This is a genomic window from Acinetobacter sp. ANC 3813 (assembly GCF_002135435.1).
Taxonomy (GTDB): domain Bacteria; phylum Pseudomonadota; class Gammaproteobacteria; order Pseudomonadales; family Moraxellaceae; genus Acinetobacter.
Map to the genome: position 1 here is coordinate 53,773 of NZ_NEGK01000004.1, position 26,844 is coordinate 80,616.

Annotated in this window: 18 protein-coding genes; 3 read left to right on the forward strand and 15 right to left on the reverse strand. The window is 44.3% G+C overall.

The window, feature by feature from the left end; all coding sequences use genetic code 11:
• Nucleotides 1–34: 34 nt before the first annotated feature.
• The 13 genes from pgaD to sdhC form a co-directional block, all read right to left on the reverse strand.
• Nucleotides 35–574, reverse strand: a complete 540-nt coding sequence (pgaD, locus tag B9T34_RS07270; RefSeq protein ID WP_086212502.1) for a poly-beta-1,6-N-acetyl-D-glucosamine biosynthesis protein PgaD — start codon at nt 572–574, stop codon at nt 35–37.
• Nucleotides 561–1,838: a poly-beta-1,6-N-acetyl-D-glucosamine synthase gene (gene pgaC, locus B9T34_RS07275; RefSeq protein WP_086212503.1), complete on the reverse strand. Its 1,278-nt coding sequence runs from the start codon at nt 1,836–1,838 to the stop codon at nt 561–563. Before pgaC ends, pgaD begins: the two co-directional genes overlap by 14 nt.
• On the reverse strand, nt 1,838–3,703 hold the full coding sequence (gene pgaB, locus B9T34_RS07280) for a poly-beta-1,6-N-acetyl-D-glucosamine N-deacetylase PgaB (RefSeq protein ID WP_086212504.1): 1,866 nt from the start codon (nt 3,701–3,703) through the stop codon (nt 1,838–1,840). The genes pgaC and pgaB overlap by 1 nt, the downstream gene beginning before the upstream one ends.
• On the reverse strand, nt 3,703–6,159 hold the full coding sequence (gene pgaA / locus B9T34_RS07285) for a poly-beta-1,6 N-acetyl-D-glucosamine export porin PgaA (protein WP_086212505.1): 2,457 nt from the start codon (nt 6,157–6,159) through the stop codon (nt 3,703–3,705). Before pgaA ends, pgaB begins: the two co-directional genes overlap by 1 nt.
• A 229-nt stretch (nt 6,160–6,388) precedes the next feature.
• Nucleotides 6,389–7,279 carry a succinate--CoA ligase subunit alpha gene (sucD, locus tag B9T34_RS07290; RefSeq protein ID WP_086212506.1) on the reverse strand — a complete coding sequence of 297 codons (891 nt, stop codon included), beginning with the start codon at nt 7,277–7,279 and terminating at the stop codon, nt 6,389–6,391.
• A 12-nt stretch (nt 7,280–7,291) separates the two neighbouring features.
• Nucleotides 7,292–8,458, reverse strand: coding sequence for an ADP-forming succinate--CoA ligase subunit beta (gene sucC / locus B9T34_RS07295; protein WP_086212507.1), 1,167 nt, complete (start codon nt 8,456–8,458; stop codon nt 7,292–7,294).
• Between the two features lie 170 nt (nt 8,459–8,628).
• Nucleotides 8,629–10,062 carry a dihydrolipoyl dehydrogenase gene (gene lpdA, locus B9T34_RS07300; RefSeq protein ID WP_086212508.1) on the reverse strand — a complete coding sequence of 478 codons (1,434 nt, stop codon included), beginning with the start codon at nt 10,060–10,062 and terminating at the stop codon, nt 8,629–8,631.
• A 60-nt stretch (nt 10,063–10,122) separates the two neighbouring features.
• Nucleotides 10,123–11,340, reverse strand: coding sequence for a 2-oxoglutarate dehydrogenase complex dihydrolipoyllysine-residue succinyltransferase (odhB, locus tag B9T34_RS07305; protein ID WP_086212509.1), 1,218 nt, complete (start codon nt 11,338–11,340; stop codon nt 10,123–10,125).
• Between the two features lie 16 nt (nt 11,341–11,356).
• Nucleotides 11,357–14,179: a 2-oxoglutarate dehydrogenase E1 component gene (locus tag B9T34_RS07310; RefSeq protein ID WP_086212770.1), complete on the reverse strand. Its 2,823-nt coding sequence runs from the start codon at nt 14,177–14,179 to the stop codon at nt 11,357–11,359.
• 829 nt (nt 14,180–15,008) lie between these two features.
• Nucleotides 15,009–15,719 (reverse strand): succinate dehydrogenase iron-sulfur subunit, encoded by a 711-nt coding sequence (locus B9T34_RS07315; protein WP_086212510.1) that lies wholly within the window; start codon nt 15,717–15,719, stop codon nt 15,009–15,011.
• Between the two features lie 14 nt (nt 15,720–15,733).
• A complete protein-coding gene (locus B9T34_RS07320; RefSeq protein ID WP_086212511.1) occupies nt 15,734–17,632 on the reverse strand; it encodes an FAD-binding protein in 1,899 nt (632 codons plus the stop codon).
• Between the two features lie 12 nt (nt 17,633–17,644).
• Entirely contained in the window at nt 17,645–18,010 is a 366-nt protein-coding gene (sdhD, locus tag B9T34_RS07325) for a succinate dehydrogenase, hydrophobic membrane anchor protein (RefSeq protein ID WP_086212512.1), read from the reverse strand.
• Nucleotides 18,010–18,408, reverse strand: a complete 399-nt coding sequence (gene sdhC / locus B9T34_RS07330; protein ID WP_086212513.1) for a succinate dehydrogenase, cytochrome b556 subunit — start codon at nt 18,406–18,408, stop codon at nt 18,010–18,012. The genes sdhD and sdhC overlap by 1 nt, the downstream gene beginning before the upstream one ends.
• A gap of 1,021 nt (nt 18,409–19,429) precedes the next feature.
• Between sdhC and gltA the strand changes: the two genes are divergently transcribed.
• The 3 genes from gltA to B9T34_RS07345 all read left to right on the forward strand — a co-directional run bounded on the left by gltA (nt 19,430) and on the right by B9T34_RS07345 (nt 24,303).
• Entirely contained in the window at nt 19,430–20,707 is a 1,278-nt protein-coding gene (gltA, locus tag B9T34_RS07335; protein ID WP_086212514.1) for a citrate synthase, read from the forward strand.
• 225 nt (nt 20,708–20,932) lie between these two features.
• Complete coding sequence (locus B9T34_RS07340; protein ID WP_086212515.1) at nt 20,933–22,507, forward strand: peptide MFS transporter; 1,575 nt, start codon at nt 20,933–20,935, stop codon at nt 22,505–22,507.
• On the forward strand, nt 22,504–24,303 hold the full coding sequence (locus B9T34_RS07345; protein WP_086212516.1) for an aminopeptidase P family protein: 1,800 nt from the start codon (nt 22,504–22,506) through the stop codon (nt 24,301–24,303). Before B9T34_RS07340 ends, B9T34_RS07345 begins: the two co-directional genes overlap by 4 nt.
• A 70-nt stretch (nt 24,304–24,373) precedes the next feature.
• Here B9T34_RS07345 and B9T34_RS07350 read toward each other — a convergent pair whose 3' ends face one another.
• Entirely contained in the window at nt 24,374–25,978 is a 1,605-nt protein-coding gene (locus B9T34_RS07350; protein WP_086212517.1) for a flavin-containing monooxygenase, read from the reverse strand.
• Nucleotides 25,975–26,838: an SDR family NAD(P)-dependent oxidoreductase gene (locus B9T34_RS07355; RefSeq protein WP_086212518.1), complete on the reverse strand. Its 864-nt coding sequence runs from the start codon at nt 26,836–26,838 to the stop codon at nt 25,975–25,977. The genes B9T34_RS07350 and B9T34_RS07355 overlap by 4 nt, the downstream gene beginning before the upstream one ends.
• Nucleotides 26,839–26,844 lie beyond the last annotated feature (6 nt).

Consider the following 26,844-nt stretch of genomic DNA (forward strand, 5'->3'; position numbering starts at 1 on the left):
AACCAGCATGTGCAAATGTCTGCCGTGTTTAGGGCTAGCCTATTTTTGCACTAAGCTGCGGCTGAGCATTTAGCTGATAATCCTGCAGCTGGCCTTCATCTGAATAATGCAGGGTGATATTTTTAGCTTGACGCAGCTTTACAATATCTGCGGACTGCAGCTGAAAGCTTTGTGCTAAATCATCTGCAGTGACACTGTTAGGCGCTTTACGGCGGTCTTCACCATGAAAACGCACCCAATTATAACTGGCCCAGACAAAGAGAATGCTGATAAAAATACCAATACACGCCATCAGTTTCAGCACTGAAATACTGGTTAAAGGCTGCGTCTGCTCCACCACCTGCGTATAAAACACAGTGACTTCAAACCACCAAAAGATCAGAGTCAGCAAAGGCATAAACAGCCACATCCACAGCGTCCAGCCTAGCGCCATCAAACCATAGCCTGCCGCTTTACGGCGCACATATTCTGGCTGGTCGATATATTCAGGCAGCTCTAACTGTGAAACATCCTGAATAATTTTAAAATCATCCTGCTGAGATAACTTTTCAAGATCATGGTTATTTAGATTCATTGCTCTCCTCCCCTCTAAACCCTCGGTCTGGACTGACCCAGCGCGCGCGTTTTTGTGTTTTGAACAGAGTCTTTGGCAGCGCAAAAACCGTGGTCAGCATCGCCAATATCCAAAAGAACAGTGGATACCAAATGACCCAAAAATAATTGCGCAGCATGCGTTTCCGATCATAGGCACGGTCAATCCATAGGCTGACAAAAAATTGAACCAGACAAGTCATACCCAAGATCACGCCATACCACTGGGGCAGCAAGGATTGAATCGCCCACTCGCCTGGCAAAGAGAAAAACAGGCCATAGAAATACAAGGCAAAAATACTAAACATCACATAGGCCCACAGCACACTGATCACTGATTCAAAGGCAATTGGCCACATGCGTCTTAGGCGCCATTTAAACAGTTTAGGCAGATAGGCAAACAGCACCTCAATGCCGCCTTGCGCCCAGCGCAGCCGCTGTTTCCATAAACCAACAAAGGTTTCAGGCATGTAGATATAGCACAGCGCTTGCGGCACATAGTGCAGATCCCAATGGTCAAACTGCAGGCGCCAAGACACATCAATGTCTTCGGTAATCATGTCATCACGCCAATAGCCAATACGGTGCAGTGCTGTTTTACGAAAGCCCGCGATTGCGCCTGATACCGTAAAAATTCGGCCGTACGTCCGCTGAGCGCGTTTAATCAGGCCAATAATGGATGAGAACTCACCGACCTGAATTTTGCCCAGCACACTGGAACGGTTCACAATTCGAGGGTTGCCGGTCACTGCTCCTACACGCGGAAAACGGGTCAGATGATGCATCATCCACAATACCGAATGCGGATGCAGTAAAGCATCACCATCAATACACACCAAATATTCAAATCTGCTGACCATAGCGCCTGCACGCAGCGCATAAGCCTTGCCCTGATTTTCCGCCAAATGCACCACGCGCAGCTTAGGATACTGCAGGGCCAATTCATCTAAAATTTCTGTGGTGCGGTCTTTACTGCCATCATTTACCGCAATCACTTCAAAGTTTGGATATTGGCTTTGCATGGCATAGCGAATGGTTTCATGTACCTGCGCTTCTTCATTAAAGCAAGGCACAATAATGCTGCATCCAATACCACTGGGTACGGGCAGTTCAGGCTGTTTCCATTCACGCTTTAAATAAAACCAAATTCCCCCTGCAATCCAAATCCAAGCCATGAACAGCGGATATAAAAAAGCAAAGGCAAAAAATAAATCATTAAAACTGAAATCTAGGCTCCATGGCTGCATTAGGGCTTCCCTCCCTGCGGATAAGGATCTCTATAGGTCAATGGACTGCCATTCAAACTTAAGCTCGAATACAGGTGCTGATGAACCCGTTCGCCATCCGCCAACTGATAATTATTGATGCCGATTTTTTGAATTGAAGCTGCGCGAAGCGTTTGATAATCTTGCTGGTAGCGCTTCCAATCCTTACTGCTCATATTGGGATTGATATCCAGACTGACAATCAAGCGCTGTTTCTGCTCAGCGCTCAAATGCTGCAGCGCCTGTACTAAACCGTTAAAGGTCTCTGGATGCTGCCCTGAATTCAGCTCTAAATATAAAAAGTCTGAGGCGGTTAATGCCCGCTCAAGCAGCGGCTTTAGACCTTCAAACTGTTTGCCTTTCAATTGCATCTTTAATGCAGTTTGCGAGTCATTACTGATGTTGGAATAGTAATTTGCCTGCACTTTGCTGCGCTCTTTGATAGCCATTACTTGCTTTACTTGTGCAGTACAAGCCGCAGACCAGACCGATTGACTCAACGCACAATCTAAATGCGTGCCCGCATTGAAGACCAAGCCTTCCAATGAACTGTTATTCTTTAAAAGATCGGCAGTCAAATCAGCAAGACTAATACCCTGCTCTAACTCCAAACTCATTGGCAGTTCGGCATAGACGCGATTCGCAATACGGGTTCGGGCTTGCCACACAGTTCGGTTCAGTAAATCCTGCTGCATCGGCAATTTTGAATTTGGGAAAAATAATGCATCTATTTTTCCATCGCCATCGCGGTCTACTGTGGTTTGCAGCAATAAGGTATTGCTCTTGAGTGAACTGACCTGATCCAAGAGCTGGCCTAATTTCACATCAGACGCTTGCGCTGTTTGAGCTTGCAGCTCGGCCAAGTCAAAACCGATAAAGCTTTTACGCTGCTTATAGGGCGCACGCGCTTCATGAATAAAATCATCCATATTCTGATGAATTTGTTCAGGAGTTGGATTATCCATAATCAGCGCGCGCTGATAGGTCTGCGCAGAGTCAGCCAAGCTCACCACATTGCCTAAACTAAAAGACATCGGCAGTCCTGCTTTACGCGCATACTCTTCAATTTCAGGCGTAACTGCACCATAAGGCCAAAAGATTGCTAAGCTGTTGATGCCCAGCTGATGATCCAGCTCCTGCTTGGATTTTTTTAAATCCGCTACAATACGCTGTTCAAACTCGCTGTCATTTTCATAGCGCTGCTGTGCAGGGAAATATTCACGGCTAATCGCGGCAGGTTCCATATTCTGCTGCGGATTAGACAAAATCCCGTGATGCAAATTGTCTGAATGCGATACAAATTCTGCTAAGCCAGACTTTTGCATTTCTCGCATTTGAGCCCAATTCATTAAATTGCCCACACCATAGGCTTCATAAGCATCTTTGGTATTGCCGTTTATCCAGCTGGTTGGAATCGCAAATACGGCTGGGTATTGAAAAGCCTTGAGCAAAGGAAAAACTTTGCTATAACTGCTGAGCGCCCCGTCATCAAAAGTCAGCATGACGGCTTTTTCTGGCAGCTGCTGTTTTTTTAAACGTGCCTGCATCACATCCTGCAAGCGGATCGGCTGCCAGCCTTCACGCTTCATCCATGCAAAGAATTGACCTAAATTTTGTGTGCTGATGGCATATACATCGCGGTCACCGCGTTTTTCGACATCATCACGCACATCATGAAACGTTAAAGTCACAAACTGATTTTGCGCCGTTTGGCTTGCTGTCAGCGGCAAAGGCTGAACCTGAGATTGAATCGAGGCATCATTTGCCTGAACCGCAGAACTGAATGCAAAAAGGCATCCTAAAGCAGCGCCTGAATATAGCGATGCTGATTTCCATTGTAGTTTCATTAGAAGCGCCCCTCAAAGCCAACAACTGCATAGCTTCTATTTTCATCTTCGCCATCATAAGGATGCGAACCCCAGCCTATGCCGTAGTTCAGCTTCCAAGTACGTGACAACTGCCAATCATGCTGATAATACAAATTGTAAATTGGCTTGTTTGAATAGCCTTTTTGACCAAACGTGCCTACGGTGGCGGCAAAATGCTGATTAAAATGACGGTCATAATCACGCCAAGTCATCCAGTCATGCTCCAAAGTCACTTCTGTACTGTAGCTATGCTCTGGATTGAAATACGGCACATCTAAAGCATCATTTTTCCCGTAATAGCCGCGCAAAGTGGCTGCCGTAACATGATGCGGTGACTGCTGCAGCTGCTGCTTAAAATATGCAGACAATTCCTGACGGGTATTGCCATCATCAATGTCGGTAACTTGAACAGCAGCGCCAGCTTTGCGCGATTCATTTTGCTGCCAATTCAGCCCCGCTACATAAGATTTGCCTTCATGACCCTGCGCCAATGACTGCAAAGGAATATCCGCCTGACTGTTATAGCCCAGCATATAATTCCAATGGTCATTCAGCCAGTGTGACCAATCCAGCTGTGCGCCAAATCTGTCGCCATCAGTACTTTGAGACAACAGCAGCGATGCCGCTTTACGCTCTTCAGCCCATTCCAGCCCCAAACCTAAGCGCTGATCTTTTAACTTGCCTGATTCATACTTGGCCCAGCGGTTGCTGTGATCAGCAAAAATACGGTAGTTGTCATAAAACCAAGGGCTATTGATGCGCGTCCAATTTTCCTGCTCACTCGAACCTTTTAAACGCCCCAAAAGCGCTTCATTATCAGACTTACTTTTAGAAAATGTGCTTTGATGCTGAATGCTTGCATGGTTACGGTCATCGAGTTCCTTCTTGCTCAGCTGCACGCCTGTGTCATCACCTGCATTCACCACCAGCTCAGCATTCAAAGCGCGCCAATCCTGAATGCGGTTTAAAGCTTGAAGATTCTGCATGCGGTTAATCTGAGTAGACTGGCTGATCGGCTCGAGGCTGTTTAACTGACTGATGGTCAGCTGAGACTGTTGTGGCTTTTCCCGCCAACGCTGAACCAGCGCTAAATTATTTTGATAACCGACATTAGCCGGCGCCTTTGCACTCAGCTCATCAAAATATTTCTCGGCTTTTGCATGCTCATTGCGGTAAGCGTAATTCAGTCCTTTCAGCGCAATAAACTCTGCACGGTCATCATGCGGAGATTTGTCTACACCTTTGGCATTGCTGTACACAAATGTCGGCAGCTGCTGATCCATCACCTCAATCAGCTGATTGGCCTGCTTGAATTTTTCCTGCTCAATCAAACTGTAATATAAGCCTGAATAGACGTTGTAATCTGCATAGTTCTTTTCAGAAAACAGACTTTGATACAGCGCTTCAGCTTGTTTAGGCTGCCGATTTCGAAGATAGCTGTCAGCCAAGGCATGACGCACATAGGCCGGCATTTCTGCTGGGTTTAGGCCTGTTTTCTCCACCTGTGCAATGGCCTGTTTTGATGCATGTCGAGCACTTAATGCAAAAATATATTCATAATAAAATTTGCGTTTGCTGACCGCATCGGCTGGAAGCTGCGCCTCATAAGCCTGCATGTCCGCAATGACATGATCTAAAGAAGCATATGCTGCTGTACTGCCTTGCTGGTCTTGCAAATTTTTAGATGCTTGAATACCTTGCTGAATGCGCTGGGAAAACTCATTCATTTTTAAAAGATGATGCAGGACAGACTCAGAATTGTTCTGTCCATTTTGCTGCAGATATTCAGAGGCTTTATCAAAATCACTATTTTGCATCAGCGCCAAAATATACTGCTCTTGCGCATCAGGGCTGACTTTTTTATCTAGCGCAAGCTGTGCGGCATTCAGTGATTCTGCTGGCATATCCAATAAGCGATAAACATAGGCCAATTGAGATAAATAATCAGCCTCAAAATCCTGCACATGGAGTCCAGAGAGTTTTTTTCTTGCGGCATCGTTCTGCCCAGATTCGGCCAGCAGTACAGCCTGCCAGACGAGCCAATGTTCAGAATGATCTGCATGATAAAATTTTTCACTCCATTGCAATGCCTGATCATACTGTTTTAGATCACGCAAACCTTTAATGACACTGACTTTGCCATAACTGGGAAATACAGCAGGTGAAATTCGTCCCAAATATACGCCATCTTCTACTGAAAATTGCGCACTGGCATAACGCAGCACGGCATAGTCGGCAATCAGCTTTTGATTATCTGGATATTTTGCTAATAATGTTTTTAACTGATTAAAGCCTTGATCAATCCGTCCCTCACGAATATCAACCACGCTTTTTTCCCTCTGAATATCAACTTGATCTGCAGCAAACCCGGCTGCGGAAAAACCAGTTAAAATAGATAAAAAACAAAATTGGCATAAATATGTCTTATTGATCATGATTATTCACATTAATAAAGTAATATTTATAAACAGCCACAAAATGTGACTCAAATCACATTATATTATATTAATTTGTTCATATAAGCTTAAATAGTCTTCTATTTATGTAAGCAATTGGACTTATATCTTCAAAATTGCTCCACATTTGTTTTATTTTTTGCTTATTCAAACAATAAGAACACAAAAAAAGCCCCCATATAGGGAGCTTGATTTTTCATCACTCGATTCAAGCGAGATTTTTATCTTTCAATACCTGCAGCATTGTAGAACCTAACTCTGCTGGGCTGCGCGTATAGGCCATACCCGCTTTTTCAAAAGCAGCAAATTTTTCTTCTGCCGTGCCTTTGCCGCCAGAAATAATCGCGCCGGCATGCCCCATGCGTTTGCCTTTCGGAGCAGTTACACCAGCAATATAGCCAACCACAGGCTTGGTCACATGGGATTGAATATACTCAGCCGCTTCTTCTTCCGCCGTACCGCCAATTTCACCAATCATAATGATCGCTTCAGTTTGCGGGTCATCTTGGAATAGCTTCAAACAATCAATTTGATTCATACCTGGAATTGGATCACCACCAATACCGATACACGTCGACTGCCCCAGCCCCAGCTTCGTCGTTTGAGAAACAGCTTCATAAGTCAGTGTCCCTGAACGTGAAATGATGCCAATTTTACCCGGCTGGTGAATATGCCCCGGCATAATACCGATTTTGCATTCACCCGGCGTAATAATGCCCGGACAGTTTGGCCCGATTAAACGTGCATTATTGCCATAGGTTTCCAAATAACGTTTGGCTTTAAGCATATCTAGGGTCGGCACACCTTCAGTAATCACCACAATCAAGCCTATGCCTGAATCAACCGCCTCTACAATCGAATCCAATACAAAAGGCGCTGGCACATAAATGACAGAGGCATCTGCGCCAGTCGCTTTTACAGCGTCATTCATGGTATTGAAAACAGGTAAATCTAAATGTGTCGTGCCGCCTTTGCCTGGCGTTACACCGCCGACAACTTTCGTGCCGTAATCTAAAGCCTGCGCAGAATGGAAGGTGCCATTTTTTCCGGTAAAGCCCTGTACCAATACTTTGGTGTCTTTATTAACTAATACGCTCATGATTGATCCTCCTTAAGCTTTTACTGCAGCAACAATTTTTTCTGCAGCATCCGCTAGGCCGCTGGCAGAAATTAAAGTTAAATTCGATTCATCCAGTATTTTTGCACCCAATTCCGCATTGTTGCCCTCTAAACGGACAACCACCGGAACGGTGACATTTACTTCTTGAACCGCCGCAATAATTGCTTCAGCAATCATGTCACAGCGTACAATGCCGCCAAAAATATTAATCAATACGCCTTTTACCGATGCATCCGATAAAATAATTTTAAACGCTTCAATCACGCGGTCTTTGGTCGCACCGCCGCCTACATCTAGGAAGTTGGCTGGCTGGCCGCCATACAGCTTAATAATATCCATCGTAGCCATGGCCAGACCTGCGCCATTGACCATACAGCCAATATTGCCCTCAAGTGCAACATAGTTCAGATCAAACTCAGACGCTTTTAGCTCGCGCTCGTTCTCTTGAGATTTATCACGCATTGCCACAACTTCTGGCAAACGGTAAAGCGCGTTTGAATCGATTCCGACTTTGGCATCCACACATAAAATGTCGCCATTTTCACGCACTGACAGCGGATTGATTTCAAACAGAGCAAAATCATTTTCGATAAATGCCTGATAGGCTGCAGTCATGATTTTGACAAATTGACCGATTTGCTGGTCTTTTAAACCCAGCTGAAACGCGACTTCACGCGCTTGGAACGGCAATAGCCCCACCAGCGGATCAACTTCGACTTTTATGATTTTTTCAGGCGTTTCTTCTGCAACTTTTTCAATTTCCACACCGCCTTCAGTCGATGCCATAAAGGTCACACGGCGGCTTGAACGGTCTACCACAGCGCCTAAATACAGCTCACGCTCTACTGGATAAACATCTTCAGCCACTAAAATGCTGTTTACCGGCTGACCATTGGCATCGGTTTGATAAGTCACTAAACGCGTACCGATAATGCTGATGGCGTAGTCAGCGGCTTCTTGCGCTGTTTTAACCACTTTTACGCCGCCCGCTTTACCGCGGCCGCCTGCATGCACTTGCGCTTTCAATACCGCAAATTTACCGCCCAGCTGTTCAAACGCTTGAACTGTTTCTTCTGCATTGGTGGCTAAAATGCCTTCTTGAACCGGCATTCCATATTTTTTTAATAGCGCTTTGGCTTGATACTCGTGTAGATTCATTGTTTACCTTTTTACTGTTTTTCGCTTTGTTATTACCCAACAGTTTCTGGCATCCCTCGTCAGAACTGATTATTTTTAAAACTTTTCTTCTCTTTCTTTTTAGATGATTGTTCATACAAAAACAACCACCAAATACAAAAAGAGCGGCCTAAGCCGCTCTTTTTTTCATCTTATTTACGTTTACGCTGAATCGCGTGAATCGCTCGTCCATCCACTGCCAGTGCAGCTTCATGAACCACTTCAGAGAATGTTGGGTGACCAAAAGTCATCAACTGAAGATCTTCCACAGAAGATACAAACTCAAGTGCAATCATACCTTGGTGTACGATATCAGACGCTGCAGGCCCAATGACGTGCATACCCAATAAACGATCTGTTTTTGCATCAGCAACAAACTTAACAAAGCCCGCGTTTTCGCCAGCAGCCATTGCACGACCATTGGCAGCGAAACCAAATTGACCCGTTTTAACTTCGTGGCCTTTTTCTTTCGCTTGCTCTTCTGTTAAACCAACCCACGCCGCTTCTGGGTGTGTGTAGATTACAGAAATGATTGTGTCGTAGTTCACTTGAGCTGCGTGACCGTGCATACGTTCAACAGCCATTACGCCTTCTTCCATTGCTTTATGCGCAAGCATTGGACCGCGTACCAAGTCACCAATTGCGTATACGCCTTCAACAGAAGTTGCACACCAATCGTTTACTTCAACTAGACCGCGCTCAGTGAGTTTAATGCCTGAATCTTCAGCCAATAAACCTTCTGCATATGCTTTACGGCCAACACAAACGATCAATTTATCGAAAGTTTGGGTTTTGTCTTCGCCACCTTGAGTGTACTGAACTGTAACTTCACGGCCATTCACTTCCGTACCGGCAACTTTAGCGCCAACACGGATATCAAGACCTTGTTTAGTCAATACTTTTTGGTAGTCTTTTGCCAAAGCTTTATCAGCCATCGGCAAGAATGCATCCATTGCTTCAAATACAACAACTTCTGAACCAAGACGGCGCCAAACTGAACCAAGCTCTAAACCAATAACGCCTGCACCAATCACACCTAAACGCTTAGGCACTTCTGGGAACTCAAGCGCGCCAGTAGAATCAACAATAACGTCTTGATCTACAGGAGCAACAGGAATATTTACAGGCACAGAACCAGATGCAAGAATCACATATTTAGGTTCTAAAATTTGAGTTTCACCTTCGTGAGATACAAACTCAACTTTTTTACCCGCAAGCAATTTACCTGTACCTTTTAACCATTCGATACCATTGCCTTTAAGCAGGCCATCAATACCCATAGTTAATTGGTTAACAATTTTGTCTTTACGGTCAAGCAGTTTTGCCAGATCAAACTTCACTTCACCAGTGGTAATACCGTGGTCATCTAAGTGATGAACGGTATCTTCATAACGGTGTGAAGAGTCAAGCAATGCTTTAGAAGGGATACAGCCCACGTTTAAGCAAGTACCGCCTAGTGATGGCTTGCCTTTGTGGATGCGTTTTTCGATGCAGGCTACTTTAAAGCCTAACTGTGCAGCGCGGATTGCAGCTTCATAACCGCCAGGACCGCCGCCAATTACTACTAAATCAAACTGTTGAGACATGTGTATCTCCAAAAATGGGCTTAGAGGATCACTCTAAGCCCATGGATTTATTCTGAAGTATTAAAGATCAAGGATAAGTCGAGCTGGCTCTTCTAACAATTCTTTGATTGTTACAAGGAAGCCTACAGCTTCTTTACCATCGATTAAACGGTGGTCATAAGAAAGCGCTAGATACATCATCGGCAAGATCTCTACTTGACCATTCACCGCCATAGGACGCTCTTGGATTTTGTGCATGCCAAGAATCGCAGTTTGCGGCGTGTTCAAGATAGGTGTAGAAAGCAATGAACCGAAAGTACCGCCATTAGTAATGGTGAACGTACCGCCAGTCATGTCTTCAATACCCAATTTACCGTCACGCGCTTTACCAGCGTATGCACGGATGCCATTTTCTACTTCTGCATAGTTCATGCGGTCTGTATCACGAAGAACAGGAACCACAAGACCGCGGTCAGAAGATACAGCAACACCGATGTCATAGAAACCGTGGTAAACGATGTCTTCGCCATCAATAGAAGCGTTTACAGCTGGGTAGCGTTTAAGCGCTTCAGTCGCTGCTTTAACGAAGAATGACATGAAGCCAAGACGCGCGCCATGACGCTTTTCAAAAGCATCTTTATATTGGTTGCGCATTTCCATGATTGGTTTCATGTTCACTTCGTTGAACGTAGTCAACATTGCTGTTTCTTGAGTTGCAGCAAGAAGACGTTCAGCAACACGCTTACGAAGACGAGTCATTGGAACGCGTTTTTCAACACGCTCACCAACTGCAACGCTTAGAGGCGCAGCTGCTGGAGCAGCAGGTTTAGCTTGATGATTCGCAACATCTTCTTTCGTGATGCGGCCGCCGCGGCCAGTACCAGATACGTCAGAAGCAGCAATACCAGACTCAGTCAATGCTTTACGCACTGCAGGCGCTTGGTCAGAAACAGGCTGAGCGCGTTCAACGACAGGCGCGTTGCCTGCTTCAGTTTTCGCAGCAGCTTGTTCTACATTCGCTTCAGATTGAACTGCTTGAGTTTCAGCAGCGCCAGAAAGCGCGCCTTCTTCAAACTGAGCAATCACTTCGCTAGAAAGCACTGTATCGCCTTCGTTTTTAATGATAGATGCAATTGTACCGTCAGCAGGAGCAACAACTTCTAAAACAACTTTATCTGTTTCAATATCGCAGATCACTTCATCACGTGATACTGCTTCACCAGGCTGTTTGTGCCAAGTTGCGATCGTTCCGTCAGCAACTGACTCTGGGAATACCGGTGCTTTAATTTCGGTTGCCATTACTAAGAATCTCCTGTTATTCAGCTGCGATCGCTAAAGCGTCATTTACGAGCTGAGCTTGTTGTTTTGCATGCAAATATGGTGAACCACAAGCCGGTGCAGCAGAAGCTTCACGACCTGCATAGCTGATACGTACTTGTTTACCCGCTTTCATTACGTCGTCATACAGACGCGGAGCAATGAACAGCCACGCACCTTGGTTCTTCGGCTCTTCTTGAGTCCAAACAACTTCAGTCACGTTTGGATATGAAGCAAGCACTTCAGCAATACGTTGTTCTGGGTACGGATACAATTGTTCAATGCGGACAATTGCCGTGTTATTCAATTCCTGCTCACGACGTTTTTCAAGTAGATCGTAGTAAACCTTACCGCCGCAAAGCACTAAACGGGTTACGTCTGATTTGTTGATGTTGTCGATTTCATCAATCACTGTCTGGAATGTGCCAGTTGCAAGCTCATCTAAAGTAGACGTTGCAAGTTTGTGACGAAGAAGAGACTTCGGCGATGTGATGATCATTGGCTTGCGGATTGGACGCAGCGCTTGACGGCGCATTGCATGGAAAATCTGCGCAGGCGTAGTTGGAGTCATCACTTGCATGTTGTCTTCAGCGCAAAGCTGTAAGAAACGTTCTAAACGTGCAGATGAATGCTCTGGACCTTGACCTTCAAAACCGTGCGGAAGAAGCATAGTCAGACCGCATACGCGTTCCCACTTCGTTTCGCCAGACGCGATGAACTGATCGATTACAACCTGTGCACAGTTAGCGAAATCACCGAATTGCGCTTCCCAAATGACAAGGCTCTTCGGAAGAGTCGTTGCATAGCCGTATTCGAATGCAAGAACCGCCATTTCTGACAATAAAGAGTCATAAATTGCAGTACGCGGCTGGTTTTCTTTCAAGTTACATAATGGAATGTAAGTTGAACCGTCTACTTGGTTATGAAGTTTTGCATGACGGTGTGAGAATGTACCGCGGCCAACGTCTTCACCTGTTAAACGAACAAGGAAGCCTTCATCCAAAATTGTAGCGTATGCTAAAGTTTCAGCAGCACCCCAGTTCAGCGGCATTTCACCAGTCTGCATTTTCAGACGGTCATCAATCACTTTAGATACTTGACGCTGCATCACGAAGCCTTCTGGAAGCTCGCGCATTTTAGTACCAAGCTCTTTTAAGCGCTCGATTGGGAAAGTTGTATCCCAGTTGTCTGTGTAGTCATGACCTAAGTATGGCGTCCAGTCTACGAACATTTTCGTATTTGGCTCTAATACCAAAGCATTTGCAACGTGCTTGCCTGCTTCAAGATCAGAACGGTATTGTTCAACCATCGCATCAGCAGAAGCGCGGTCCAATACATTTTGCTGTACAAGCTGATCTGCATAAAGCGTACGAGTCGTCGCTTTTTTGTTGATCACTTGATACATCATTGGCTGAGTTGCTGCTGGCTCGTCCGCTTCGTTATGACCGCGACGACGGTAGCAGAACATGTCAATCACAACATCTTTACGGAATGTATGACGGAAGTCATGCGCCAATTGAGCAACAAACAATACAGACTCAGGATCATCGCCATTCACATGGAAAATTGGCGCCTGAATCATTTTCGCAATGTCAGTACAGTATTCTGTAGAACGTGCATCGCGTGGATCAGAAGTCGTGAAGCCCACTTGGTTGTTGACAACGATGTGAACTGTACCGCCAACTGTATAACCGCGAGTTTGCGACATTTGGAAAGTTTCTTGGTTTACACCCTGACCTGCAAATGCAGCATCACCGTGCACAATGATCGGCAATACATCATCACCGCCAATGTCTTTACGGCGTACTTGACGTGCGCGTACAGAACCTTCAACTACAGGACCGACAATTTCCAAGTGCGATGGGTTAAACGCCAATGCCAAGTGAACTTCGCCACCTGAAGTCATTACGTTTGAAGAGAAACCTTGGTGGTACTTAACGTCACCAGAACCTTTTTTATGCAGTGATTTGCCTTCAAATTCACCAAAAAGATCTGCTGGGTTTTTACCCATGATGTTGACAAGAAGGTTTAAACGGCCGCGGTGAGGCATACCAATTACAACTTCTTTACAGCCTACAGAACCTGCACGCTGAATTACGGCATCAACCATAGGGATGAAAGATTCACCGCCCTCAACACCGAAACGCTTAGCGCCGACAAATTTGTTGCCTAGATATTTTTCAAGGCCTTCAGCTGCAGTTAAACGCTCAAGAACGTGTTTTTTCTGATCTGCATTAAAACCGAATTGACCGCGTGCACTTTCAAGACGCTGCTGAATCCAGCGTTTTTCTTTAGTATCCACGATGTGCATGTATTCTGTACCAATAGAAGCACAGTAAGTTGCTTCCATGGCTTGAACCATTTCGCCTAGCGTAGCTTCAGCTTTGCCAATCGCTAGGTTGCCTGTATTGAAAACTGTGTCCAAATCTGACTTTGTTAAGCCATGTGCATCTAATTCTAAATCAAATGCCTGCTCACGCTTAGCCAAACCAAGTGGATCTAGTTTTGCTTTTTGATGACCGCGGTTACGGTAGGCAGCAATTAATTGCAATACGCCAATTTGACGGCGCTCATGCTCAGAACTTACTGTACTTTGAACAACAGGCTGAACACGGTTTGAGTTACGTCCTAATAGTAGGAATTGCTCACGTACATTGCTGTGTGGCTGGTCGCCTTTCGGGAATTTATCGAAGTATGCGCGCCAGTCAGCTTCTACTGAGTCTGGAGCGGTTAAATACTGCTCATAAAGTTCTTCAATATACGCTGCACTGTCAGCGGAAAGTTCAGTGTCAAGACGCAGTGCGTCAGCAACTTCTTGCATTTGTGGACCCATTTCCTATTGCAAAAACATTTCAGGATGCTTTTTAAGCGAACCCATGATTATTAATGTCAAATTGGTAACATGACATTAGTCCCCATTAGGCTTAAGCCATGAGGCGCGTTATCACTACATTAGGAATTCCCAATGTGATTAATGAACAATAACGCCCCTCAGCGACATCATTACTCATTGTTATACCCGGCCGAAACCGGGCAATTTTTTGCAAATCGTCTTAGAAAAAATAACTCATGCGCTTTACTTTTTCTAAACCGGTTTTTTATACATTTATATACTGTCTTTAACAGCTAAAATGTTGAAAAAATGTACGTATTTAGCGTTCAAATTTCACATATAACGGTATGTTAAATGCTAACACGTTATGTCTTTTCAATTGATTTTTTTGACACATACCTCTCATAAACCAGCTAAATACATTCTCAGTATTTTACTCTAAGATATGGTGCGTTATAAAAAATGATCTTACAATTTAGACCAAAGTCTATTTCACCAAATCATTCATAAAATACACCTAATAAAAAGGAGCGTGATTTTGCTATCTACGCTCCGTATACGTTACATGATAACATTTTCAAACTCCTTTAACAGCCCAAAAGCGCCTTTACCTCATTTTTTCATCAATCATTTTTACCCATTCAAAAACAATTCATCAAAATTCAGCAAACTCATCACAATATTTTTAAGCATCAAGATGAATCATAACTTAAAGCTATCATTTCAATATTCAATATCTTGCAAAGGCTTAAATCGAAAATTCAATCATAAAAAAAAGCGCATCAATTGATGCGCTTTTTTTTCAATCAAAGACTGATTAGCCAGCTTGATCAAACATCATGCTGCGGATATGGCCAATTGCCTTCGTCGGGTTCAAACCCTTAGGACAAACAGACACACAGTTCATAATGCCTTTGCAACGGAATAGAGAGAACGGGTCGTCAAGACGCTCCAAACGCTCTTGAGTTGCTGTATCACGCGAATCAATAATGAAACGGTAAGCATTTAGCAACGCTGAAGGACCCAAGAACTTGTCTGGGTTCCACCAGAATGATGGGCATGAAGTTGAACAGCATGCACAAAGAATACATTCGTACAAACCATCCAAGTGTTCACGCTCTTCTGGAGACTGTAAACGCTCTTTAGCAGGTGCAGGCTGGTTGTTGATTAGGAATGGCTGAATTTTGTCATACTGATCGTAGAACTGGTTCATATCCACAACTAAATCTTTTACCACTGGCAAACCCGGTAAAGGACGGATTGTGATCACATCAGGCAAATCGTTTAGGTTCCAAAGACACGCTAAACCATTTTTACCATTGATGTTTACACCATCCGAACCGCAAATACCTTCACGGCAAGAACGGCGGAAAGTTAAAGATTCGTCTTGAACTTTCAATGCAAGAAGCGCATCAAGCAACATACGGTGCTTATCAGTCAATTCAAGCTTGAAAGTTTGCATGTACGGTGCTTTATCCTTATCAGGATCGTAGCGGTAGATATTAAATGTACGAGTACCTCTACTCATCTTACTTCTCCTAATTAGAATGTACGCGGTTTAGGTGGGATAGCATCTACAGACAGCGGCTTGTAGCGAACTGGCTTGTACTCAAGATGGTTATCTACAGAGAACCATAATGTATGCTTCATCCACGTATCATCGCGGCGGCCGTAAGGATATTCTGCATGATCCGGTGATTCTTCAAAATCAACCACTGTATGCGCACCGCGGCATTCTTTACGCGCAGCAGCAGAAATCAGTGTCGCTTTCGCAACTTCATACAGGTTTTCAACTTCAAGCGCTTCAATACGGGCAGTGTTGAATACTTTAGATTTGTCTTTCAAATGAATGTTGCGTACGCGCGGTTCAATTGCAAGAATCTGTTTCACACCTTCTTCAAGAAGTGCAGATGTACGGAATACACCAGCGTGGTCTTGAACGATATCACGGATTGCATCTGCAACTTCTTGAGCATTTTCACCTGAAGTCGATTCATCAAGAATCTGAATACGCTTGTAGGTATTTTCAAGAACAGTTGTAGGAAGCGGAGCGTATTCATCACCGTGGTGTTTAGTCACGTAATCAATAATGTGTTCGCCAGCAGCTTTACCAAATACAACCAAGTCAAGCAGTGAGTTTGTACCTAAACGGTTTGCACCATGTACAGACACGCAAGAACATTCGCCGATTGCATAGAAACCTTTTACAGGCTTAGTGAAATCACGGTCGCCTGCATTGTGTGAGTAAACACCAGTTTCTTTGTTGTAGTTCGCTTCAAATGCTTGAGTTTCAGCACTTTCAGGCAAAACAACTTGGCCATGAATGTTTGTAGGAATACCACCCATTTGATAATGGATAGTCGGCACTACTGGAATTGGCTCTTTAGTGATGTCAACGTTCGCGAATTTCTTACCAATCTCGAATACAGATGGAAGACGCTTCATGATTGTTTCAGCACCCAAATGCGTCATATCAAGCAGGATGTAGTCTTTCTTCGGACCACAGCCACGACCTTCTTTGATTTCCTGGTCCATAGAACGTGATACGAAGTCACGCGGCGCCAAGTCTTTCAAAGTCGGAGCATAGCGCTCCATGAACGGCTCGCCTGAATCGTTGCGAAGGATTGCGCCTTCACCGCGGCAGCCTTCAGTCAGCAATACGCCTGCGCCCGCAACACCCGTAGGGTGGAATTGCCAGAATTCCATATCTTGCAATGGAATGCCTGCACGAGCTGCCATACCAAGACCGTCACCAGTGTTGATATAAGCGTTTGTAGAAGCGCGGTATACACGGCCAGCACCGCCAGTCGCGAATAATGTCGCTTTGGCTTGGAATACTGCGATTTTACCGGTTTCTTGGTCTAAAGCAGTTACGCCCAGCACATCGCCAGCTTCGTTGCGGATTAGATCTAATGCAATCCATTCAACGAAAAATTGAGTGCCCATTTTCACGTTGCCTTGATACAGCGTGTGAAGAAGCGCGTGACCTGTACGGTCAGCTGCTGCACATGCGCGCGGAACTGGCTTTTCACCATAGTTCGCTGCGTGGCCGCCGAATGGACGCTGGTAAATTGTGCCGTCTGCGTTACGGTCAAACGGCATGCCTAGGTGTTCAAGTTCATAAACAACTTGAGGCGCTTCGCGAGTCATGTACTCGATTGCGTCTTGGTCACCTAACCAGTCAGAACCTTTAACTGTATCGTAGAAATGGTAGTGCCAGTTATCTTCTTGCATGTTGCCAAGAGATGCACCGATACCGCCCTGCGCCGCAACAGTATGAGAACGTGTTGGGAATACTTTAGTCAGTACTGCAACATTCAAACCCGCTTGAGCAAGCTGATATGAAGCACGCATACCTGAACCACCGCCGCCAACGATAACTGCATCGAAGGTTTTGTGTGGAATATTTGTGTAATCTTCTTTAGGGGTAATAGCGCCCATGATTGTTTCCTATCAATTCGCCCAAAAAATCTGGATTGCCCAGATTGCGTATGCAAATACAGCAATAATGACTGCTGAAGTCAGCACCAAGCGTAAGCCTGAAGCGACAGGACCCATTGCGCGAGTTGTCACATAGTCTGTGAAAACTTGCCACATACCAATCCATGCATGCGCAACTAGAGATAAGACTGCCAGTAAAGATAAGATCTTCATTGGCAATGTCATCATAAAGCCGTACCACTGTTCAAAGTTGAATCCGCCATTACAAAGGATCCAGCCAAATACCACTACGGTATAAACAGCAAGAACAACAGCACTTACACGCTGGATAAACCAATCGCGAGAACCTGAACCCGAAAAACCAGTAGCACTTTTCATTAGAGTACGATCCATACAAATGCTGCAATAATACCGATTGCAGACAAAATTAATGCGATAGTAGATGCTACTCGACCACTTTGCAGTTCTTCAGCAATGCCTTGGTCAGCAAGTAAATGCTTAACACCTGCAATAAAGTGGAAAATTAAGCCAGCTACAAATACCCATACGATAAAACGCACAATGAAGCCGCCAAGGATTGCCTGAACTTGAGCAAAACCTTCTGGCGAAGACAAAGATTTGTCTAGAAGCCACAATAGTACCGGTACGAGTAAAAATACGATGACACCAGAAAGACGGTGTAGAATTGATGCAATAGCCACAGGGGATTTTAAGTTTACTTCTAAAACTTGACCCATGGACAAATTGACAGGTCTGTTGCTTTTCACAGCGGGCATCCTGTAAGTAAAAACTCCATCCGGAGTTTGTTGGAATTAATTCGAAGGAAAGCTGGCATTGTTGAATCAAAACTTATAACCAAGTCCCGACTCAAAATTTTAACGACACTGAATTATAAAACGTGAAGTATCAAAATACAAACAATCAGAATTGATGAAATACTAAAAAAGTCCTTAAATAAGAATCATTAACAACTACTTAAGACATTATAGAAAGGTAAAGCACCTGAAGATAAACAATATGTTATTGGTTTTAAAAAATTAAATGGTTTTTTGACGGTTTTTTTAGGGCCTAAAATGTTTTTCTAAAATTTAGACTAAAGACGAACAAAAACCCTTAACCACGGCCCTTTTCAATTTTAGCGTGTTCTATAGCTTTAACCAATAATTCATTTTCTAAATAAATGTTTGTTATTTATTTACAGTAATAAAGTCAAAATATCATGAGCTGAAATAAACACTTAGTCTGTGCATAACTCATTTAATCAAAAATATTTTGTATATATAAACAGCATAAATGATGGGTTAATCCGTATAACAGACCATTAATTCGCCACCTAACAGAAAACAACAAGCTATTTTTTGATCAATCAAACGCTTTCATACAGAGGATTTAGCGCTTTTTAATATGAATAAGAAAACAGCGCTCCTAAAGTTTAAAACACTGTAAGTTACGAGATTTATAATATTTTAAGCACCAAAGTTGCTTGAATTTTTGAAAATTCTCAGAGTTTTTAGGAATAAAAAATTGCTTACAATTAAAGCAGCATCGGTATTTTTCTCTGCACCTCCCCTTCAATATGACTTATTATACCGTCCCGATGCTGTGATTTTATTCATATTTTATCGGAATAATTTTTGACTAATCATTTGTATGAACGTCACTTTTATCCATAAGTATAATTGACAAAATTTCAGTTCTCTCTAATCTTAGAGCAAATTTTTGATCCGTCTGATTCGTGCATTAAAAGATTAGCACTGCGAGTCAGATCCACATTCACCAGGACAGGAGATCTATTGAATGTCTGAAGCAACTGGCAAGAAAGCCGTTTTACAGCTTGATGGCAAAGAAATTGAATTACCAATTTACAGCGGCACATTGGGCCCAGATGTAATCGACGTTAAAGATGTATTGGCCGCAGGTCACTTCACTTTTGATCCTGGTTTTATGGCTACTGCTGCGTGCGAGTCTAAAATCACTTTCATCGATGGCAACAAAGGTGTTCTTTTACACCGCGGTTACCCGATCGACCAATTGGCAACTAAAGCTGATTACTTAGAAACTTGCTACTTGTTATTAAACGGCGAGCTTCCAACAGCTGCTCAAAAAGAAGAATTCGACGCTAAAGTTCGCAACCACACTATGGTTCACGATCAAGTTAGCCGTTTCTTCAACGGTTTCCGCCGTGATGCGCATCCTATGGCGATCATGGTTGGTGTTGTTGGCGCGCTTTCTGCGTTCTATCACAACAACTTGGACATCGAAAACGTTGACCACCGTGAAATTACAGCGATCCGCTTAATTGCTAAAGTACCTACTTTGGCTGCGTGGAGCTACAAATACACAATCGGTCAGCCGTTTGTTTATCCGCGTAACGACTTGAACTACGCTGAAAACTTCCTTCACATGATGTTCGCGACTCCTGCAGACCGCGATTATAAAGTTGATCCGATTCTTGCTAAAGCAATGGACCGCATCTTCACGCTTCATGCTGACCACGAACAAAACGCGTCTACTTCTACAGTACGTTTAGCTGGTTCTACTGGCGCTAACCCATATGCATGTATTGCTGCTGGTATCTCTGCACTTTGGGGCCCTGCTCACGGCGGCGCAAACGAAGCTGTTCTTAAGATGCTTGATGAAATCGGCACTGTAGAAAACGTTGCTGGCTTCATGGAAAAAGTGAAGACCAAAGAAGTTAAACTGATGGGCTTCGGTCACCGTGTTTACAAAAACTTCGACCCACGCGCTAAAGTTATGAAAGAAACTTGCGACGAAGTTCTTGCTGCACTTGGCATCAACGATCCACAGCTTGCTCTTGCTATGGAACTTGAACGTATTGCGCTTTCTGACGAATACTTCATCAAACGTAACTTATACCCTAACGTAGACTTCTACTCAGGTATCATCCTTAAAGCGATTGGTATCCCAACAGAAATGTTTACTGTAATCTTCGCGCTTGCACGTACTGTTGGCTGGATCAGCCACTGGTTAGAAATGCACAGCGGTCCTTACAAAATCGGCCGCCCTCGTCAGCTTTACACTGGCGAAACTCAGCGCGATATCCAAGGCCGTTAATTCTTTTGAATTAACCGTGGATTAAAAAAACCGCCCTCTGTGGCGGTTTTTTTTATGCTTAAAACAATCCATAAATATATTTAAATCATTGTTTTTTAAAATGACTAATATTATAAATTCACTTTATTGCCTTACAAATCACTACGAATAAAATCTGCACAATAAATACTTATTTTTATATATTGTAAAACTTATATTTATTAATCATTTTCAAAGGATTTGGGAATGCCTCAAGATTTAAAACAATATGATCAGGCTTTTTTAGGCCACCCCAAACCTTTAAAAGGTTTATTTTTTACAGAACTCTGGGAGCGTTTTTCATATTACGGCATCCGCCCGCTGCTCATTCTGTATATGGCCGCTATGGTTGCCAATGGCGGACTTGGCTTAGACCGTCCTAGCGCCTCCGCCATTGTTGGTTTATTTGCAGGCTCGATGTATCTGATGACCGTTTTTGGCGGCTGGCTGGCTGATCAGTGGCTGGGACAGGAAAAATCGGTTTGGTATGGCTCTATGATTATTGCCTTGGGGCATTTATCCATTGCCCTCACTGCAGTATTTGATCAATTTTTCTTTTATTTTGGCTTGGTTTTAATCGTTATTGGCTCCGGGCTATTTAAAACATGTATCTCAGTGATCGTTGGAACCTTGTATCAAGCGCAGGATTCACGGCGCGATGCAGGTTTTTCACTGTTTTATATGGGCATCAATCTTGGTTCTTTGGCTGCGCCTTTAATTACAGGTTTATTAATTAAGGATTTTGGCTGGCATATTGGCTTTGGTATAGGCGGCTTTGGTATGCTGCTGTCTTTAGTGATTTTCCGTTTAATTACGGTGCCTCAGCTGACCACGTTTAATCATTTACAGGGCAATGATGCAACATGGAATAAACCTGTGTACCGCAATAAAAATGCCCCAAAAGCCGCACTATGCTTTTTAGGTATAACGGCGGTAATGATTGCCTTGGTGAGTTTAGGTATTATTCAAATCAATCCTTTCGCCCTAGTCAAATACCTGACGGCTTTTATCTGCATTGGCATCGTGGCTTATTTTGCTTATCTACTGCTATTTGCCCAATTAAACAGCCTAGAGAAAAAGAAAATTGGGGTGTGCTTTATTTTGCTTTTAGCCGCCGCTTTATTTTGGTCAGCCTTTGAGCAAAAACCGACAGCCTTCAATTTATTTGCGCAGGACTTCACAGACCGTAATATTTTTGGCTATGAAGTACCTGCGGTTTGGTTCCAATCCATCAACCCCATCTTAATTGTAATTTTCGCCCCAATGACAGCATGGCTCTGGGTGAAGCTGGCCAAGTCAAACCGTGATCCGAGCTACATCAGCAAATTCTGTATTGCCCTCTTGCTGGCTGCAGCAGGCTTCATTTTAATGATGCTTGCTTCTATGCAAGTGCTGCACAGCGGCAGCAATGTTTCGCCGCTTTGGCTGATTGGCACACTGTTATTACTGACTTTAGGTGAACTGTGCTTAAGCCCTATTGGACTCTCTACAATGACCAAACTTGCGCCTACAATATTACGCGGACAAGTGATGGGCTTATGGTTTACTGCTTCTGCACTTGGCAATTTAATGGCAAGCTTAGTGGGCGGCCAAGTCTCTGCTGATGAAATACAGCATTTGCCAGAGTTATTTTTACGCTGCGTCATTGCTTTAATGATTGGCGCTATAATTTTATGGCTGCTGCGTAAGCCAATACACAAATTGCTGAATCAGGCAGAAACAGCAGATTCCACACAAACCCAGGCGAAAAACCCTATTCCTGCACAAGCGGACACTTTATGAATACGCAAACGCCCTTAGAAAAACTCAGCTTAGTCAGAAAGCACATGCAGCAGCATCAAATTAATGCCTTTGTGGCGCTCAGCGCCGATCCGCATATGTCAGAATATTTGCCTGAGCACTGGCAAATCCGCCGCTGGCTCACCAGTTTTACTGGCTCTGTAGGTACAGTGGTCATTACTCAGGATTTTGCTGGCGTGTGGGTGGATGGACGCTACTGGGTACAGGCTGAACAGCAACTCCAGCATACGGGCTATGTATTGCAGAAACAGACTCAAGATCCTGCCAGCAGCTATACGTCATGGCTTTCAGAAAATCTGAGCCAAGATTCAGCAGTTTTGGTCAATGCTGAAAATACTTCAGTGTTGCAATATCAAGGCCTGCAGCACATGGCTGCACAGCACGCTTTAACGCTGCGTACAGATTTAGATTTGATCGCAGAGGTTTGGACAGATCGCCCCGCTCTGCCGCAGCAGCCTGTTTGGCAAATGCAGGACGATTTAAATGCTTTGGACCGCAAGCAAAAAATCACAAAAGTCCATGAAGCTCTGACTGCAAAGCAAGCCACTGCGCACTTTGTTTCTGCTGTGGATGATATTGCATGGATTTTAAATTGCCGCGGCAGCGATGTGGAATACAACCCAGTGTTCTTAGCACATTTATATATTGATCAGACACGTACTGTACTGTTTATAGATGATGCCAAATGTTCAGCAGATTTAGTGCACAAGCTGCAGGCAGATCAAGTCGAAATTCTGCCATATGCAGACAGTGCTGCATTCTTAGCGAAGACTACTGGGCAGCAGGTATTGATCGATCCTGCTAAAGTGTCGATTTTACATCTGCACGCGCTGCAGCAGAATCAAGTTATACAGGACATTAATCCAAGTACGCTGTTTAAATCGCAAAAAGCGCCGTCTGAAATTGCGCATATGCGCAATGCCATGATTAAAGACGGCATAGCCTTATGTCATTTTTATCATTGGCTTGAGTCTGCACTTGCTCACGGCGAGTCTATCAATGAACTGACCATTGATGAAAAAATCACTGCATTTCGCGCAGAGCAAGAAGGATTTATTGGCTTAAGTTTTTCAACCATTGCAGGGTTTAATGCCAATGGCGCACTGCCTCATTACCGCGCGACAGCTGAGCAGTTCAGTGAAATTCAAGGCAATGGCTTACTGTTAATTGATTCTGGCGCACAATACCGCGACGGCACAACCGACATTACCCGCGTGGTTCCGATTGGTGTGCCAAGCGCAGAGCAAAAGCGTGACTACACACTGGTATTGAAATGCCACATAGCTTTGGCTCAGACCGTATTCCCAGAGGGAATTGCCTCACCATTGCTGGATGCCATTACCCGCCAAAACTTATGGAAGTACGGACTGGATTACCGCCACGGTACAGGTCACGGCGTTGGCTTTGCGCTGAATGTGCATGAAGGGCCGCAGGTGATTTCTTATTATGCTCCGCCTGCAGCACCAACCCAAATGCGTGCAGGGATGATCACCTCGAATGAACCCGGTCTTTATCATGAAGGTAAATACGGCATCCGTATTGAAAACTTAGTGGTCAATCAGCCCAAAGCGCTTACAGACCATACCTATGGCGAGTTTTTAGCCTTTGAAACGTTAACGCTCTGCCCCATCCACCCGCAGTGTATTGTCCAAGAATTAATGAATGCTGAGGAAAAAGCTTGGCTGAATGACTATCACCAGATGGTGAGAACCCGCTTAGCGCAGCATGTGCAAGGTGAAGTACTCGATTGGCTGCTGCGTAATACTCAGCCCATTTAAATCAAAACGACTGTGCATAAAAAAGCCCCTCATCAGGGGCTTTTTTAATTTAAACGATTACATTAGATTATTAAGACACGGCATCATATTTGTTTAAATCCAGCGACTTTAACTGACTGCGCAAATCCTGCAGCGACCACGGCCAAGCCGCAAAGTTACGGCCATTTTGATCTAAATAATAAGACTTGCAGCCGCCTGCATTAAACACGGTTGTTTTTAAATGATGCTGCACGCGGATGTTGTGATAACGTAATGCATCTTTTTTAATGCTCAGCTTCTTCAAATTCTGATCACGTATTTTCAGCAAACCATCCACAATATAGCCAATCTGCGCTTCTGCAATGCCAATGAAAGAGTCATAAACTAAGATATTAGGACCTAAAACTAAAAAGGCATTCGGCACGTTTTCAATACTGGTGCCCAGATAAGCTTCTGGCGAGCTGTCTTTCCATAGCTCAGAAAGTAATACGCCATTGGCATTTTTCACGCGCTGACCGATTGGCGGGTGTGACACTTCAAAACCAGTGCCCAAAATAATCACATCCACTTCATGACGTTCGCCATTGGCAGCAATCACAGTATTGCCGTCAATTTCAACCAGCCCATGCGGAATTAAGCTGACATTGACCTGCTGCAGCGCTGGATAATAATTGTTAGCAAACAATAAACGCTTGCAGCCAATATCAAAATTTGGCGTGACATTTTGACGCAGGGTCTGATCTGAAATCTGTAAACGCAGCAATTGACGACTCAGCGCATTGATTGGCTTTAATACCGCAGGATTGCGCAGGCCAAAATTAATGCCATTTAAAATCTGCGCCACACTGTTGCGCCACGTTTGCTGAATCACAGGAAAACGCGCCACAAGGCCTTTGGCAGTGTCATTTAAGTTCATATCTGCTTTCGGCAAGACCCAAGGTGCAGTGCGCTGAAATACATACAGCTCTTTTGCCAATGGCTGAATTTGCGGAATAAACTGAATGGCAGATGCGCCAGTACCAATCACGGCAATGCGCTTACCTGTTAAATCATAATCATGATTCCAGCGCGCAGAATGGAACATCTCACCTTTGAAGCTCTCAATGCCTTTTATTTTGGGTAAAGATGGCTCGGTAATCGGCCCCGTACTGAAAATTACTGTCTTGGCCTGATAACTGCCTTGAGATGTTTCCAGCTTCCAAAGCCCTGCGGCTTCATCCCATTCTGCATTCAGCAGCTCATGATTAAAGACAATTTTATCTGTGAGATTAAATTGCTCAACCACATCTTCCAAATAACTCAAAATTTCTGGCTGTTTGGCAAATAAGTGGCTCCACTTATGGCTTGGCGAAAAAGAAAACGCATACAGCGCAGACGGCACATCACAGCCGCAGCCCGGATAGCTGTTATCACGCCATGTTCCGCCTACACGGCTGGCTTTTTCTAAGACCAGATAATTGTCATAACCCACTTGCTGCATTTTATGTGCTGCGGCAATCCCTGAAATCCCAGCACCCACCACAATGGTGTCATAAATATGCACAGGCTTTGCGCTAACCGCTTCAGACCGTTGCTGAATCTTGGCCTGCCCTTTGCCCTTTGCTGCCTTTGGCACAGATGCAGACTGAGTCTTTGGCTTTTTATTTTCGAGTTCTTCAATGATTTGATCTGGATTTAAAGCTGTCGGCATGTTCATGACGGCGCTCCCGCTTTTTTAATATATTTGTTGAATAATGGATAACCTGCGCCTAGAAGTTTGGTATAGATTTGCGGAGAAAGACGCTTCATCCACCAAAACAATTTTGCATCAGGCTGAGGAATGGTATACAGCCGATCTGCATCAAGCTGTTTCAATGTTTTTTGCACCACGTCATCACTGGTCGTAAAGGCATGGTTCATGAGCAGCTGATCTGCCAAGCCAGAATACTGCTTTGGCAAACGGCCATTTTTCATAATATTGGTCGGCACCAGTGTCGGACACAGTACATTCACACGAATATTTGCGCTGCGCAGTTCCGCAGATAAGGTTTCCGATAATGCCAGCACGCTGGACTTAGTGACGTTATAAGCTGTCATTTCGGGCGCTGCTGTATAGCCTGCTGCAGACGCCACATTAATAATGGCGCCGCCGCCGTTCTGTTTTAGCTTAGGCACAAAATAATGGCAGCCGTGAATGACGCCCCAAAGATTGACATGCATGCACCACTGCCAATCCTCTAAAGACACTTCATCAAACTTGCCGCCTAAACCCACGCCCGCATTATTAATGACTAAAGTCACTGCATGTCCCAACAGCTGTTCTGCCTGTTCAGACAAAGCTTGAACCTGCTCCTTAATGCCTACATCACATTGCACGGCATAGGCATGTGAAGATGTAAGCGATTGAATCAAATCTGCTGTTTCCTGTGCAGCATCTAAATTAATATCTGCACACACCACATGACCGCCGCGGCGCGCCAATTCCAATGCAAAACTGCGCCCAATTCCACTGCCTGCACCAGTAACCACAGCATAGGCATTCCGGCTAGGCGGGTTCTTTTTATTAAAGATTCCCATCTTTTC